The sequence below is a fragment of the Odoribacter sp. AF15-53 genome (assembly GCF_003479425.1).
Lineage (GTDB): Bacteria > Bacteroidota > Bacteroidia > Bacteroidales > Marinifilaceae > Butyricimonas.
In genome coordinates, this window is sequence record NZ_QUHC01000007.1 from 140,315 (window position 1) to 155,324 (window position 15,010).

Consider the following 15,010-nt stretch of genomic DNA (forward strand, 5'->3'; position numbering starts at 1 on the left):
TAGTCTGTGATGATAATTATGCGTAAATGGGAGGAGCCCGTAACAGGCTTAGGGTGAATGTTTGTCTGTCGGGGGCTTCTACACGGCTCTTGACATGATAGTGTCTTTTGGCAACAAAGAACGGAATCGAGATGGCAAGAGCCACGCTGACGAGCGTGATGAAGTTACTCAATTGGGCAATCAAGGTCAATTCTTTGGTTGTGTGCGTGTGATTGGCATTCCCGTCCGAATCGGAGCCTCCGCAGAAAAAGTGGGAGTGAACGATCGTTACCCCGTTAACCACGTGATAGTGTGAGAAAAATGTGATACTCCCGTAGTAGCTCAAGAATAGAGCTAGTAAGAATAAGTGTATCAATTTATTTACATTTTCTCGACGCATACATTAGTTTTAGTTTTACAAATGTAGACGATTTCTAAATAGTGCGATGATTTATTCTCTTAAATATTTATTAAATTTAGGAATGTATGCGATCTTCCCGGTTTGAATTGTTCGGAAATTCCGAATAGTTGCTTTTTGTTGATTCGTCTTTTGGGATAGTTGAAAGTCTTAATAAAAGGACTAAAAGAGGCTGTCTGAAAAATCTCTTCCTTATAAAATCACTACCCCCTCCGGCTCCCCCTTGCAAGGGAGGAGAGTTTGTTGGTGGGAGAAACCTCCTTAAATAGAGGGAGAGTTGATTACCAAGCGGTTTCCCCTCCTGTGTAAGGAGGGGAAAGGGATGGTAGTTCTATGTAAATTGACTTTTCAGACAGCTTCTTCTGACTCGATTTCTTTTTTAATCCCGGGTAATCGTGATCGTGTTGCCGGGTAGCGTTGCGGTAATCGAGTTGTCGTACATGGCCGAGCAGGTGATTGCCGGAAGCAGGTAGGTCCCGGAATACGCCGCGTTAAAGCGTAGTTTGAATGTCTTCGATTGGCCTTGGTTGAGCGAGAAATAGAGGTATGCCCGGTCGTCCCGGATATCCACGTTGTCGGCTCCCTGGAAGGGGTTCACGCCCGTGGTGAGACGTTCGTTCAGGAATTCGAATCCGGAGGGGAACATGAAGGTTAATGCTAGTTCTTCATAAAGCCCGATGTTTCCAGTGTTCCGAATCGTGATTTCGGCTACGATGTCTTCTCCCTGTTTGTAATTCGGCTCGTTGTTGCGGGTCCCGTTGCGATAATAGTTGACGGTCATGTCCAGTCCGGCCATTTCGCTTTGGGTGATCACGCCCAGCGGGGTCGAACTGTTGATTGTCCGCACGTGGAGGGTGCCCGATGTGTTGTTTTTCACGGTGACTTCCGATTTATTGTTTTTGACCGTTAATTCTCGTTGTAATACGGTTTTCGGGGTCTTCACGTTCTCTTTCCCGATCTGTACGTCGATGCCGTTACCGTCCTTGAAATAGCGTCCCACGTAGTTCCCGATAGCACACAGGCCGAAGGCACTTTCTTGGGTACTCAGCCATTCGTTGGAGGCAAATTTGCGAGCCATTTTCTGCATCAGTTTATAAGCCTCGTCTTTCATGTCCATGTTGACCATGCTTTGCATGATGATGGCGTTGTCCCGGAGATCGGAACCGTAACATCTTCCAAGTTGACGATACAATTCGGCTTCTGCCGGGAGATTGGCGATCAGGGCACGGGCAATCTTGTCGTGTTTGCCGAGGGCATACGCTCCGGCTAGTTGCCAACGGGCAATCGGGTTTTTATACGTGTCTTCCTTCATCCGGTTCATGGCGGCCATGTTAGGTTTCCCGGCTAGGGCCAGAACGTACAGGCGGTAGGATTGTTCGATTTCCGAGTAGTAATCGTTTCGACGCCACGCGTTTGCTTGCTTGGCCAGATAGTCGAGTGCCGATGTCTTCATGGAAGTCGGAATCCGGTAACCGGATTTCTCGGCTTGGATCAGGAAGTCGGTGATGTAGGTGCTTACCCAGTCGGATACGTAGTTCGAGTTCGTCCAGTAGCTGAATCCCCCGTTGCTTAACTGGTAATTGCGCAGGCGGGAGATCACGTCTTTCACGTGGAGTTCGGCCGTCACTTTCTGGGCTTCGCTGAGGTCCATCAATCGGTCGAGCATCAGTTGCGGGAACACGGCCGAGGTGATCTGCTCGCCGCATCCGTGCGGGTAGCGAATCAGGTAGTTGAGCCGTTGTTCGAGGTTCAAGGCCGGGATAGAGGTGATTTCCAGGAAAGAGGCGGGCTCCAATCCCTCCATGGTGTTATTGAATGTGATGGATTCGCCGCTTGCCACTTCACGGGCATCTACCCGGGTCACTTTCGGGTTCGGGATGCGAATGTCAACATCACAACTGAAATGAGCTTGCTCCGAGCCGCTTTGTGCCGTGAAAGTCAAGGTCGATTTCCCGACATTCTCTTTTATTTTGACTTTGAAGAACACGATCTGCTCGCCCGTGCTTGTGAAATGAACCTCTTTGCTGGCAGGTTCGATGATCTCGATCTTGTTGTCGGTTTTGATGTTCACGGTCACGTTCTTGATGTTGTCTTTCATCGCGAACAGGGTGACGGGGATTTCGATCACGTCTCCCGGGGTGAACAAGCGGGGCATGGTCACGTTGAGCATCAACGGTTTGTTTACTTTGGTATCTTGCGAGGCGGAACCGTAACGTCCCCGGTCTTCGGCAACCACCATGGTGCGGACTTCACCGATGTATTCGGGCATCTGGAAGGTGTGAGTTTTCTTTTCCCCGCTCTTGATCGTGAAAGGACCTTTGAAGATCACGACAGGGGTAAACCGGTCGCTCTTGTGATTTTCTTCCGGGTTCAAGGCTTCGTCACCTCCTACGGCAAAGGCTTTTTCCAATCGGCCACCGAACGCCCCGATAACATCATCGTAGAAGTCCCAGGTTTTCACGCCTAAAGCTTCTCTGGCGTAGAATGCCGGGAACGGGTTCGGGGTTTTGAACGAGGTGATCGCGAGCAATCCCTCGTCAACGATGGCGATTGAATAGGTCATGGGTTTACCGTCTTTTTCACTGACGGAAACGGTGAATTCTTGCGATGGCCGGAGTTCTTGGGCCATGTCTATTTTAGGTGTCAGGCGTAGGTTCGGATCGTCGATATTGATATTTAGTACCCCGTATAGGCGGATCGGTTTGTCGTTGTTCCGGTTTTTATGGGGTTGTATCAATGACACGTTGATGTAGATATTGGGACACATCTCGCTGGTGGTTTCTACTTCGAAAGAGGTGGAGCCGGCAGCCGTGGGTACCCGGAAAATGTCTTTTACAGTCTTTCCGTTCTCGACGCTCACGAGAGCCACGCTACCTTCGGAAGAAGGGAAGGTGACCTTTATTTTTTCTCCGGCCCGGTAGGCTTTTTTATCACTTGTCAGGGTGAGCAATGTGGCCATTCCCGGTATGTTCATGTCGTTGCGCCATGAACTGATGTAGAAGGTCGTTCCGGAGGAGTGTCCCGATGTTTTGTCTCGGGCAATCACGTAGTAGCGTCCCCATTGGTCGCAAGTGATATTCACGTTGAATTTTCCGTCCTGACTCTTGACGGTTTTGGCAAATACCGGTTTCCGGTAGGAGCGGTTGACGTACGACCCGATGTTGTCTCTCTCGGAATCCCACCACCAGCGCCATTCCAGCGTGTAGACTTCAACTTCGATGTCGCTGCCGGAGACGGGTTTACCATTGGCGGAAAGCACGGCTCCGGAGATCGGGATCGGTTTTCCGGCCGAGTACCAGTTGTCGTCGGAATCCGGAAGTTTTAATCCGACGTATTCTTTGTAAGGTGAGTATTTGAACCCGGCTGTCGTGATACTGAAATCCCCACCGGGTTCGAATACCCGTGTGGTGAGCAGGGCGTTCAACATCCCCGGGGCGTTCTCCGTGCTGATTTCGTCAGCCGACAAAGTGAAGTTACCCTCTTTATCCGTCTGACCGTCAAAGAACGTGGTGGTCGTGGAGTTGAAATAGCGGGAACGATCGTCAAAACTGTATCCCTTGTAGCCGGGGAACGTGGTGTTACCCTGGGAAAGTTTCAGTTCGGTAATAACTTTCAGCGAGCTGGTTTTCGCTCCATGCAGCCAACGGGTCTGCACGGGAATGTCGTTGTCCGAAATCCCGACTCCCAGTACCTCGTTCGGTAAGTTGGTCACGATGCTGAGGCGGTTGGGTTTTATACTTTCAATTCGTACGGTTTTCGAGAAGGAGACCCCACCGATGCGAATGACAGCTCGCCAATACCCCGTGATGGCTTGTTCGTCGGTCTTGAACGTGAAGCAATATAGCCCGTGTTCGTTGCGTCCTTCTTTTTTGGTTTGCACCACGTTACCGTTCGGGTCGTAAAGTTCGGCAATGATCGGGTGTCCCACGGGGATCACGTTTTCTTTGTCTTCGAGCATGAAGGAGAGGTGAATCTCGTTGCCCGGACGCCACACGCCCCGTTCGCCGTAAATGAAGCCTTTTATTCCTTGTTGCACGATTTCACCACTCACGTCGAAATTGCTGTATGATAGAGAAGTGGCATCGTTTACTTTCAAGTAAGCCTTGTCGTTGCCTTTGGATGCAAGTACGATAAAAGGTTTGCCTTGTACGCGGGTGATGGCGATTCCGGCGGAATTCGTGGTTGTTGAATCAATCTTCTGATTCTGGAAGTTGTAGAAGAATATCTTGCAGTTTTCGACCGGGGCCGCGGAGAGCAGGTCGTTCACGACTACCACGTATTTGCCGTCACTCCCGGCTTTGGCGGTTATGCCGAGCGAGGTCACGACCATGTTCTTGCTGGGGAAACGATCTGATACATAATAGTAAGAGTTGGAACAGGGATCGTCCCGTTCTTCCCATGAATAGTCGGAGGGATAACCGTAATAGTAGTCATAATCGTAATCGTATTCGTTGTCAGCCGACGAGTCCCAATCTTCTTCTATGATCCTGTCTTGAGCCTCGGTGGCACAGGCCAGCGTGGTATATGATTTCCTGAATTTCAATTGTACCCGGTAAATCACACCTTTTTCCAGTTGGATGTGATCGGCAAGATTGATCGTGTAGTCTTGCCATTTGTTCGTGTTGGCTGGTTGTCCCTCTTTGGTGAGCGGGATTTTTTTGTCAAGGATGATTCGTCCTACCCGGCGTAGTTGATAATCGCTGCTATAATTGTAGGAACCTTCTTGCAGGTAGAAGTTCATGTTCTGGTTGAATACTTTCACTACCCGCAGTTGCACGGCTTTCAGGGCCACGGCCGAGAACGGGATCAGTACATTCCCTTCTGCCGGGGTGAACGTGCCTTCCCCGATAAAGGTCACGGCAGGTTTAGCCGAGGCAAAACTGACGTTGAAGGTCGCGTCTGATTGCAGTTTTTCACCAATGGAGTTTTTGATTCCTTTGAAGACGTTCACTTGCACAACGCCCTGCATCTTGTCCCGTTCGTTGGAATATACCCGAATGATGTTGCCCTGCACGTTAAAGTTCAGGCGGTTGATACCGTCCACGGTAATTAATCCCTGTAAGTCTTGACTGGCATCCACGTTGTCCGAGAAGGTGACGTCTATGGTTTGCGAGTTCTCGTCACTGGCTTTTACTTCCAGCACGGAGAATATTTTCGAACCGGGAATCTCGACAATACAGTCATTCCCGTTCTTTACTTTTTTGTCAAATGTAAATTCCAGGGATTGGGTATCATCGGTACGGGCGATGTCGTGAATCCTGAAATAATGAATATAAGGCGTGTGTTCCCATTCCGGGGTTTGTGTCTGCCCGTTCAGTGTGGCTTTCACGAGTTTTTCTATTTCGGCCGGGGCGGTGATATCCGAGTTGGTGATCGACGCCCGGTAGGAGAATTTGTTATTATCCGCGGGATCAACACTTAGGCTACCCTCTTGGAAAGCGTACACGAGAGGGAGAACTTTGATATTGAAACGGAAGGTTGATAAATCGGAAGGAACTTTGCATAGTTTATTCAGGTACAGGCTCACCTCGTATGTCTGTCCGTTTTTCAACGGGGCCGTCGGGGTAAATTCAATGATGTTCCCGTCTCGTAAGGATACGGTTCCCTCTACTTTCGGGGAGATTTTCAATAACTTTTCTGCTTGCACGGGAAGGCTGTCCCCCGTTTTCAGTGCATTGTTTTCCAGCCGGATATAGATCGGGTCGGAGGATTTGATCATTCCTTGGGTGAAGCCGGAAATGTATTTACTGAACTCTAGTTTGCTTTGTTCCTTTGATTTCTCTTTACACGAGAAAATCGTGATTACTAGGAACAATAGGGGGAAAAACAAGATTCCTTTTTTCATGCCGATATAGTTTGATTTATCATTAAGACAAAATTAAATAAAAAAACGGAACGAGAACTTATTGTTCAGTTTAAATTTATACTTTTGCAAGAATGAAAATTGTCGCCTAATTAAGAGGTAAAAATAGATAAGTATGAGAATAGCTGTTGTTGGAACCGGTTATGTCGGGCTTGTATCCGGAACGTGTTTAGCCGAAACGGGAGTGACTGTTACGTGTGTTGATGTTGATAACGCCAAGATCGAGTTGTTGAATAACGGAGGAATGCCTATTTACGAGCCGGGACTGGCCGAGTTGGTTACCCGGAACCGGGAAGACGGTCGACTTTTTTTCACAACCTCGTTGAAGGAAGCTTTGAAAGACGCGGATGCTGTTTTTATCGCCGTGGGAACTCCTCCCGATGAGGATGGAAGTGCCGACCTGCATTACGTGCTGGATGTGGCTCGTGAAATCGGGGAAAATATCAATGACTATATCGTGGTGGTTACGAAATCAACCGTGCCTGTCGGGACGAACTATAAGGTGAAAGCGGTTATCAAGACTACTTTGGAAAAACGGGGTGTTGAGGTGCCGTTTGACGTGGCTTCTAACCCGGAATTCCTGAAGGAGGGGGATGCCGTGAATGATTTCATTTCTCCGGACCGCGTCGTGATCGGGGTGGAAAGCGATCGGGCTCGTCGGGTGATGGAGCGTTTATATCATGTGTTTATTTTGAATAACACGCCGATTTATTTCATGGATATATTGTCGGCAGAAATGACTAAATATGCCGCTAATTCTATGTTGGCGACCCGGATTTCTTTTATGAATGATATCGCCAACCTGTGCGAGATCGTGGGGGCAGACGTGGAAGCCGTGAAAAAAGGTATCGGGAGTGATACCCGTATCGGGAAGAAGTTTCTGAATGCCGGATGCGGTTACGGCGGCTCCTGTTTCCCGAAGGATGTGAAAGCGTTGATCCGTACGGGCGACGATCACGGGCATAGCCTGGAGTTGCTGAAAGCGGTAGAGCGGGTGAACGAGAATCAGAAGAGCGTGTTGTTCCAAAAAATAACCTCTCATTTCGGGAGGGATTTGAAAGGAAGACGTTTTGCCATGTGGGGCTTGTCGTTTAAACCGGGAACCGATGATTTGCGGGAGGCGCCTTCGTTGGTGCTGATTGATAAGTTGCTGGAGGCCGGGGCTGAAGTGTGTGCTTTTGATCCGGTTGCCATGGAAGAGTGCAGGAGACGGATCGGTGACCGTGTCGTGTATGCCGAGAATATGTATGATGCGCTGACGGATGCCGATGCGCTGATCGTGGTTACCGAGTGGGCCGAATTCAAGATTCCTAAATTTACTTTCATCGAGAAAGCTTTGAAGCACAAAATTATATTTGACGGGCGGAATATTTATAGCCCGGAGCAGATGAAGGAATTCGGTTACGTGTATTACGGTATCGGGCGGAGAAAAGAGTAAACGGGGGGAAATTCTATGATTGGCGATTCAATGATTCCGTGATTGTTTGAAAGAACGGGAGCAAGGTTTGAATCAAGATAATAAATCGCGGGATAACGTTTGAAATTAGAAGGTGGTTGTGTGGTAGAAATAATCATTAAATCACAGAATCATTAAATCATAAATAGGTAGATGACTCATTATCGAATATTATTTATAGTGAATCCTATATCCGGTTTTGGCTTAGGTTGGGAGATTCCCTACCGGATAAGGCATATCGCGGCGTACAAGCATATCGAATATAATATTCGTTTTACCGAGTATGCCGGACATGCCAAGGAGATCGTGGAACAAGCTAAAACGCAAAACTACACGCACATTATCGCGGCAGGAGGAGATGGTACGGTGAATGAGATCGGAACCGCTTTGATGGGAACCGGGATTGCCTTCGGGGTGATTTCTTTGGGAAGTGGTAACGGGTTCGCCCGTCACTTGGGTTTTTCCCAGATGATGAACAAGGCTTTGAAACAGATATTAAAGAGTGAGACTACAAATGTAGATGTTGTCGAGATAAATGGGCTTTATTCGCTGAACGTGAGTGGCTTTGGTTTTGATGCAGAGGTGGCTCACTTTTTTAACACCATGAAGATTCGGGGAATATTCTCTTATATCTATTCGATAGTGCGGATGTGGTTCAGTTATCCCGGTAAACGCTATCGTTTTCATATTAACGGGAAGACGTGGGAGGAAGATTGTTTCGTGTTGAGTGTTGCCAATAGTTCCCAGTACGGTAATAACGCGTCGATCGCGCCTAAAGCGTCGTTGCGGGACGGGTTGGTGGATATTTGTATATTGAAAAGGCCGAAGTATTACCAGATTCCCCGGTTTTTGTACTGTTTTATGAATTCTAAGATTGCCCGACTTCCTTATTTTAGCGAGATTCAGTGTACCGAGGCATTTTTGGAGGGCGATTTGAGTAAGGCTCATATTGACGGAGATCCCTATACGTTGGAGTCACCCGTGCAAGTGAAGGTGCATCCGGGCGTGTTGAAGGTGCTTGCCCCTAAGTTGTCCAGGAAGAAAAAGAATCGTACGGTGTAGCGAGATGGCGTGACCGTTTGGCCGGTTGAAAGTTTTTTTTCTGTAACACCTTCCCCCCTTCGGGGTACTCCCTCTATAAACCGAGGGGGAGCTAAGTCGCTCACCGTCTTTGACTAGAGTCTCCAACTCCTCCTCTGTTTATAGAGGAGGTTGCTGAGAAAGTCCTTTTTGAGAGGAATAACGACCCCCTCCGGTTCCCCCTTACACAGGGGGAGGGTTGATTACCCAGCGGTTTCCCCTCCTTACACGGGAGGGGAAACCGTTTGGTAGTTCAAAATAATGGGACTTTTTCAGCAGTCTCGTTTATAGAGGAGGTGTCCGAAGGACGGAGGAGTTTCTTGAAGAAAATGGACTTTTAGACAGTTTCTTCTATTTGTCTTCGGGAGAGAGGGCGATTTGCTTCTCTATAAGTTGATCCAGAGAGATAAACGTTTCTGTTTTCGCTATTCCCGGAATGTTTTGCAGGGTATTGATCAGAATATCCATTAAATGTTGATGATTGTTACATCTTAATTTAATCAAGAAGGTGAATCCCCCCGTGATGAAGTGACATTCTGTGACTTCGGGGATACTCTCGATCTCTTTCACGACCGTTTTGTACGTGTGGGCGTGGTCGAGGATAACCCCGATGAAAGCGCACACGCCGAAGCCAAGGGCATCGGGTTTCACGATAAAGCGGGAACCTTCGATGATCCCGGAATCTTCCATTTTCTTCACGCGTTGGTGAATAGCTGCCCCGGATATACCGCATTCCCTGGCTATTTCCAGGAAGGGTATTCTCGCATTTTTTACAAGGTGGGACAGGATTTTGCGATCAATGTCATCTATTTGATATTTTGCACTCATGGTTTACCTTTTTTACCTGTTAAAACTTAATACGCTGTACAGTTGTTTTCTTTGCTTGTAGTATTGCCAACCGTCCTCGTTCGTGATTGTTTTGATTACCCCATCAATCAAATTGTTGAAGATGGTGGCGAAATCAAAAACTTCGGGAGGATAGATCTCCTGATTATGGATGTCATTGAGTTTGGCGATATACATGCGGGCAACCATTTCGCTAGAGACGTCATTCTTGTACATGCCCTGTTGCATCCCTTTCTCGATATTGATCTTGATCTTCTCGTAAATAAAATCGGAGCGTCGTTGTTTGTGTTGTTCAAAGATTTCCGGGAATGCCTGTGCCAGCTTGTAGCTGACGGAGGGCGATACATCAAAGAATCGCTCGTGAATCTCGTTCCCTACCAGCAACAAGATGTCAATAGCGTTCCACCCGTCGAAATCGTATTCCTTGAATATTTTTTCAAAAGCGATACGCTCTTGTTCAAAGATACAGTTCGCGATGTCTTCCATGCCTGAGAAATTCTCGTTAATCTCCTCAAGAGAAGTTCCCATTTTCTGCAATTTATCATCCGATAGTTCTGTATCGTAACGATAAACATAGTTCCTCAGTTTTTCTGTCAACTGACACTTTTTCTCAGTCATAATGGATATGGTAATTAATAGTTTCTTGCCGTAAAGATACGAAACAATTAAGAATTGAAAGAATTATAACTTGTAAATTATCATATTCTGATTATTTTTGTGTCTACACTGTAAATTTGAAACCGGTGAATGAAAATACTAATTTGTAAATTGGAATGATCGTGAAGAAATTAATAATAATAGCGTGTATGCTGGCGTGGGTGTCGGGTGTTTTCGCAGAGGGAAAACCGAAATTGGTTGTGGGCGTGGTGATTAGTCATTTCTACCCGGAATGGTTGGAGATGTACGGGGATCAATTGTCGGAAGGAGGGTTGAAACGTGTCATGAAGCAGGGGGCGAGAGTGAACGCCAACTACAATTATTTTTACACGCAGACGGGGGTGGATCACGCTTCTATTTACACGGGTATGCTTCCCACGGAGCACGGGATCGTGTCGAGAGCGTGGTATGACCGTTTACGCCGGAAGCGGCAGTTTGCCACGGCGTCCGATCGATACACCGAAATCGGGGAACAACAAGGCGACAGCGTTAAGAGCCTGACTCCTGATTACCTGCAAACGATGAGCCTGGGGAGCGCGATGAAATGGAATAACCCGCTGTCAAGGGTGTTTAGTATTGCCATGAATGGCGACGAGGCCGTGTTGAGTGGGGGTAGTAGCGCGGACATGGCGATCTGGTTTAGCGAGAAGACGGGGAAATGGGTTTCTTCTTCCTATTACAAACGGGAGATACCCGACTGGTTGAGGGTGTATAATACCTGGGTGGAGAGCGATCATTTCGTGAACAAGGGATGGATGATGTTGTCTGACGAGGACAAGTCGGCGGCCCGTATCCGTTTGAAGAATCACTTTTACTATGATATTGCTCGTGCGAAGAAAGAGTATAACACGTACCGGGTGCTGAAAGCTACTCCCTACGCGAACACGTTGGTGCGAGTGTTGGCCGAGAAGTTGATAGACGAGGAGAGGTTGGGTGCGGATAATGATCCCGATTTGTTGGCTTTGAACTTTTCTTGCCTGGATTACATGTCTAGGGATTTTACTATAGATTCGGAAGAGGAGAAGGATATGTTGATTCGCCTGGATATGGATATGGCGGCTTTGTTGAGTAAGCTGGATGCCAGGGTCGGGAAGGGAAATTACACCTTGTTCGTGACTTTTTCGGAGATGCGGGAGTTGATGCCGGAGGATTTACAGAAGATCAAGGTGAATTCAGATTATTTCAGCATATTCAAGGCCGTGGCTTTGTTGAAATCGTACATGGGACTCGTGTATGGTCCGGGTGATTGGATAGCCGATTACGATCAGGGCCAGATTTATCTGAACCGGGATTTGATTGAACATAAGAAATTGAATTTGAAGGAAATGCAGGATAAGGTGGCCGATTTCATGATCGAATTCGAGGGGGTTGCCAAAGTGATGACGGCTTACTCGTTGACGCATACTTCGTTTCCCGAGGGAATCAATCGGTTGGTGCAGAACTCGTTTTCCCACAAACGTAGCGGGGACGTGCTTTTTTGTATCCACCCGACATGGGTTTCCGAGTTGAAAGAGTTGGAAGATACCTATTTCCGGCACAGTAAACGACCGATTGTTCCTTTGTACTTGTATGGGGCAGGGGTGAGGCCGGATTTGAAAGGGGATTACATGATGTCAGACCTGTTGCCCACTTTGTGCAAGATACTGGGGATAAATGTACCGTACACGGCACACGGGAAGGCGATGCAGTAATAATTTAGAATTTAGAATTTAGGATGGTATGATTCGGAGCGGCACTGGTTTGACGAATGTGAAACTAGGGTCGTGTAACGGAATGTTAAGTCTTTCATAGCCTTGTTTGCTTTGAGTAAACTGTTGATTGATTTGTTATTGCCGTGATTCGTGGGTGGTTTGGCGGGACCAAAAAAGGATAAAATCCGTTAAAATGGCGGTTAGGTGGCGGCTAGGTGGCGGGTAAGTGGCGGCCAAGCGTGTAGAAAGTGTGCCAATTCCCGGACAGTAGTCAAGTTAAATTGCAGTTATGTCCGGGAATGGATATAGTTTTGAATGAATGTTTTTTTCGATTGGGCGGGACTATTTGATAAACCCATTTTTGTAGTAGTCGCAGGCTTCCTCGATTCTTTCCGGGGTGTCGGCTTTTAGCAGCAAGAGTAATTCTCGGGTGAATTCCATGTAACCCGTGCCGTTGGCCGTGACAATGTTTTTGTCTCCGACAGCTTGTTTCTCGATGTAGTTCTTCTCGTTGGTATATTTGTCCCCGCCCCATTGTTTTAACACGGGGAGCGTGTTGCTGGTGTGTTTCACGTTGTTCAGGAAACCGTGTTTACCCATGAACAAGGATGCGTTACAAATAGCTCCCACGATCTTGCCTTGATCCAGAGCTTTTTGCACGATCGGCACGATCTGTTCGGCCTCGGGGGATTGCCAGCTCATGCCTCCGATCAGAATCAGTGCGGCGTAGTCCGTCGGCATTGTCTGAAAACTGTAATCGGGTAGCGTGCGGAAACCGCCGATTGACGGAACGGGATCTAGCGTCGGGGCAACTACTTTCGTGATATATTTTATTTCGCTTCCCGGCATAACCCCGGTATTCAGGCAGACGGACAGAAATGCACCTTCCCAATCGGCGTATCCATCCAGGATGAAAAATAGAACTTCTTGTTTCATGGTAAATTTAATTCTGTGTTTTCACTTCCGAGTTTCCAATTTTCTTGTATTGAATCTTTTTGATCCGTCGGTTGTCGACTTCAAGAATCTTGAATTGGTGTTCTTTGTAGGTGATCACCTCGTCTTTGAGAGGAAGTTCGCCTTTGAGTTCAAGGATTAATCCGGCTAACGTGTCAGCGTCTCCTTCTACTTCCTGGAATGTGTCCTCGTCAATATCGGTGATTTTGTAAAAGTCGTTTAGCAGGGTAGAGGCCTCGAAGATGAATGCCCCGTTTTTGTCACGGGTGTAGACTATCTCTTGTTCGTCGTACTCGTCATTGATGTCGCCCACGATCTCTTCGATGATGTCCTCCATGGTGACGATACCGGATGTGCCACCGTATTCGTCGACCACGATAGCCAGATGCACTTTCTTGGACTGGAATTCTTCGAGCAAGTCATTGATTTTCTTGCTTTCCGGGACGAAATAGGCCGGGCGAATCAAGGTCTGCCACCGGAAATCATTTTTTTCGTCTAGGTGTAACAATAAATCTTTCACGTAAAGAATTCCCGTGATGTTGTCCAGGTTTTCCTCGTACACGGGCATGCGCGAGTAGCCGTGTTCGGTGATAATTTCTTTTACTTGTTGATAGGTTGAGTTCGAATCAATCGCGATCACGTTGATCCGGGGACGGATAATGTCCACGGCATCAATGTTGCCAAAACGGACGATACCTTCCAATATATCTTTTTCTTCGTTAATAGCCGTGTCTTTGGTTAATTCCAACGCTTTGGAGAGCTGGTCGATTGATAAGTTATCTTTTTTATCCATGCGTTTCCTGATCACGGAGGTTGAACCGATCAACAGGGAAGATAGCGGACGGAACAGGTGAGACAGGAAGGTCAACGGGCCTGCCATGAAAATCACCATGCTCAGTTGCGAACGATTGGCATAGAGTTTCGGGATAATTTCACCCACGAGCAAGATCACGAACGTGACTACAACTACCTGAATGACAAATCCCAAGGTCGGGTGTGCCGAGAAGTCGAATAGCGAGTTGACCAGGTACGTGGATAACACGACGATTGCCACGTTCACGAAATTGTTGGATATCAGAATCGTGGCCAGCAGCCGGTTGGGTTTGTGTTGTAGGTTGCATGCTTTCTCGTATCCCTTGTCTTCCAAGTGTTTCAGTTGCGAGGGCGAGAGTGAAAAATAAGCGACTTCCGATCCGGAAATCAAGGCCGAGCATAGTAATAAAAATAGTAGTAATATAGTGAATGTTAAATCAATGGCTGTGAAAGTGCCTGTAAAAATCTGCCCGGCAAGGGGAATATAATCTGTGTCCAAAATTTGAATAATTGGTTAAACTTAATATCGCCGAAAGATACGTATAAAAACTAAAAGGAGAAAATCTTTCGAGTCAAAAGTTTGTAAACTTCTGACTCGAAAGGTTCTCTTCTTTTAGAACGGAAGATCGTCGCTGTCATCGCTTCCCCCAAGATCAGGAGCCTGTGGCATGCTGGTGTCCTGCGGTTTTTCTCCGTTATCTTGTTTGCGGGATAACATCTGGAAGTTATCACCGTAGATTTCAGTCGTGTATCTTTTTACCCCGTTCTGGTCGTCCCATGAACGAGTTCTCAGACGTCCCTCGACGTAAAGCATCATTCCTTTTTTCACGTATTTCTCTGCTATCTGTGCCAGATTTCTCCAGAGAACGATGTTGTGCCACTCTGTTTGTGTTACACGTTCCCCGTTTTTGTTATTGTAGACCTCCGACGTGGCAAGGCTGAATCTTGCTACGGCGACACCTCCTTCGAGATATTTTACATCCGGGTCTGCCCCGACATTACCGATAAGAATAACTTTATTGACCATTATGTGTATGGGTTAAAATTTGACACAAATTACGGAATAATTTCGGAGAAAAAAAATTAAACAAATAAACAATTGAAAATTGAGTGTTGAAATATGGTTCACGGAAATCCCGTTTGTCATGATACTCAGGGCGCTATCGCGCCAATCGTTGCTAACAGGCACACGAGTGATCTTCTTCATAATACTTCTTTTTACAAATTAGATATATTGGTCATCTGGGACTAAA

The 15,010-nt window shown here is 47.2% G+C and carries 10 protein-coding genes; 3 read left to right on the forward strand and 7 right to left on the reverse strand.

Features of this window, described 5'->3' with window-relative positions:
* Positions 1 to 16: 16 nt before the first annotated feature.
* Both DWW52_RS14770 and DWW52_RS14775 read right to left on the reverse strand, forming a co-directional pair.
* On the reverse strand, positions 17 to 379 hold the full coding sequence (locus DWW52_RS14770) for a hypothetical protein (RefSeq protein ID WP_118716276.1): 363 nt from the start codon (positions 377 to 379) through the stop codon (positions 17 to 19).
* A 397-nt stretch (positions 380 to 776) separates the two neighbouring features.
* Positions 777 to 6,242: an alpha-2-macroglobulin gene (locus DWW52_RS14775; RefSeq protein WP_118716277.1), complete on the reverse strand. Its 5,466-nt coding sequence runs from the start codon at positions 6,240 to 6,242 to the stop codon at positions 777 to 779.
* A 133-nt stretch (positions 6,243 to 6,375) separates the two neighbouring features.
* On the opposite strand from DWW52_RS14775, the gene DWW52_RS14780 reads away from it, so the two are divergent.
* Together DWW52_RS14780 and DWW52_RS14785 are read left to right on the forward strand one after the other, a co-directional pair.
* Complete coding sequence (locus tag DWW52_RS14780; RefSeq protein WP_118716278.1) at positions 6,376 to 7,698, forward strand: UDP-glucose/GDP-mannose dehydrogenase family protein; 1,323 nt, start codon at positions 6,376 to 6,378, stop codon at positions 7,696 to 7,698.
* Between the two features lie 171 nt (positions 7,699 to 7,869).
* Positions 7,870 to 8,778 (forward strand): diacylglycerol kinase family protein, encoded by a 909-nt coding sequence (locus DWW52_RS14785; protein WP_118716279.1) that lies wholly within the window; start codon positions 7,870 to 7,872, stop codon positions 8,776 to 8,778.
* Positions 8,779 to 9,147: 369 nt separating this feature from the next.
* Here DWW52_RS14785 and DWW52_RS14790 read toward each other — a convergent pair whose 3' ends face one another.
* Together DWW52_RS14790 and DWW52_RS14795 are read right to left on the reverse strand one after the other, a co-directional pair.
* The gene (locus tag DWW52_RS14790) at positions 9,148 to 9,624 is read right to left on the reverse strand and encodes an Lrp/AsnC family transcriptional regulator (protein ID WP_118716280.1); all 477 of its coding nucleotides are present in this window, start codon (positions 9,622 to 9,624) and stop codon (positions 9,148 to 9,150) included.
* A gap of 12 nt (positions 9,625 to 9,636) precedes the next feature.
* Positions 9,637 to 10,260, reverse strand: a complete 624-nt coding sequence (locus tag DWW52_RS14795; RefSeq protein WP_118716281.1) for a hypothetical protein — start codon at positions 10,258 to 10,260, stop codon at positions 9,637 to 9,639.
* Between the two features lie 155 nt (positions 10,261 to 10,415).
* Here DWW52_RS14795 and DWW52_RS14800 point away from each other — a divergent pair, with 155 nt between their 5' ends.
* The gene (locus tag DWW52_RS14800; RefSeq protein WP_233556931.1) at positions 10,416 to 11,990 is read left to right on the forward strand and encodes an alkaline phosphatase family protein; all 1,575 of its coding nucleotides are present in this window, start codon (positions 10,416 to 10,418) and stop codon (positions 11,988 to 11,990) included.
* 342 nt (positions 11,991 to 12,332) lie between these two features.
* Here DWW52_RS14800 and DWW52_RS14805 read toward each other — a convergent pair whose 3' ends face one another.
* From DWW52_RS14805 to DWW52_RS14815, 3 genes are all read right to left on the reverse strand, one after another.
* Entirely contained in the window at positions 12,333 to 12,926 is a 594-nt protein-coding gene (locus DWW52_RS14805) for a type 1 glutamine amidotransferase family protein (RefSeq protein WP_118716283.1), read from the reverse strand.
* Positions 12,927 to 12,933: 7 nt separating this feature from the next.
* Positions 12,934 to 14,256 (reverse strand): gliding motility-associated protein GldE, encoded by a 1,323-nt coding sequence (gene gldE, locus DWW52_RS14810; RefSeq protein ID WP_118716284.1) that lies wholly within the window; start codon positions 14,254 to 14,256, stop codon positions 12,934 to 12,936.
* A gap of 114 nt (positions 14,257 to 14,370) precedes the next feature.
* Positions 14,371 to 14,787, reverse strand: a complete 417-nt coding sequence (locus DWW52_RS14815; RefSeq protein ID WP_199692004.1) for a single-stranded DNA-binding protein — start codon at positions 14,785 to 14,787, stop codon at positions 14,371 to 14,373.
* Positions 14,788 to 15,010 lie beyond the last annotated feature (223 nt).

Excerpts from the sequence above, each read along its gene's own strand:
- DWW52_RS14770 (WP_118716276.1), bottom strand. The coding sequence starts at position 379 with ATGCGTCGAGAAAATGTAAATAAATTGATACACTTATTCTTACTAGCT.
- DWW52_RS14775 (WP_118716277.1), bottom strand. The coding sequence starts at position 6,242 with ATGAAAAAAGGAATCTTGTTTTTCCCCCTATTGTTCCTAGTAATCACG.
- DWW52_RS14780 (WP_118716278.1), top strand. The coding sequence starts at position 6,376 with ATGAGAATAGCTGTTGTTGGAACCGGTTATGTCGGGCTTGTATCCGGA.
- DWW52_RS14785 (WP_118716279.1), top strand. The coding sequence starts at position 7,870 with ATGACTCATTATCGAATATTATTTATAGTGAATCCTATATCCGGTTTT.
- DWW52_RS14790 (WP_118716280.1), bottom strand. The coding sequence starts at position 9,624 with ATGAGTGCAAAATATCAAATAGATGACATTGATCGCAAAATCCTGTCC.
- DWW52_RS14795 (WP_118716281.1), bottom strand. The coding sequence starts at position 10,260 with ATGACTGAGAAAAAGTGTCAGTTGACAGAAAAACTGAGGAACTATGTT.
- DWW52_RS14800 (WP_233556931.1), top strand. The coding sequence starts at position 10,416 with ATGATCGTGAAGAAATTAATAATAATAGCGTGTATGCTGGCGTGGGTG.
- DWW52_RS14805 (WP_118716283.1), bottom strand. The coding sequence starts at position 12,926 with ATGAAACAAGAAGTTCTATTTTTCATCCTGGATGGATACGCCGATTGG.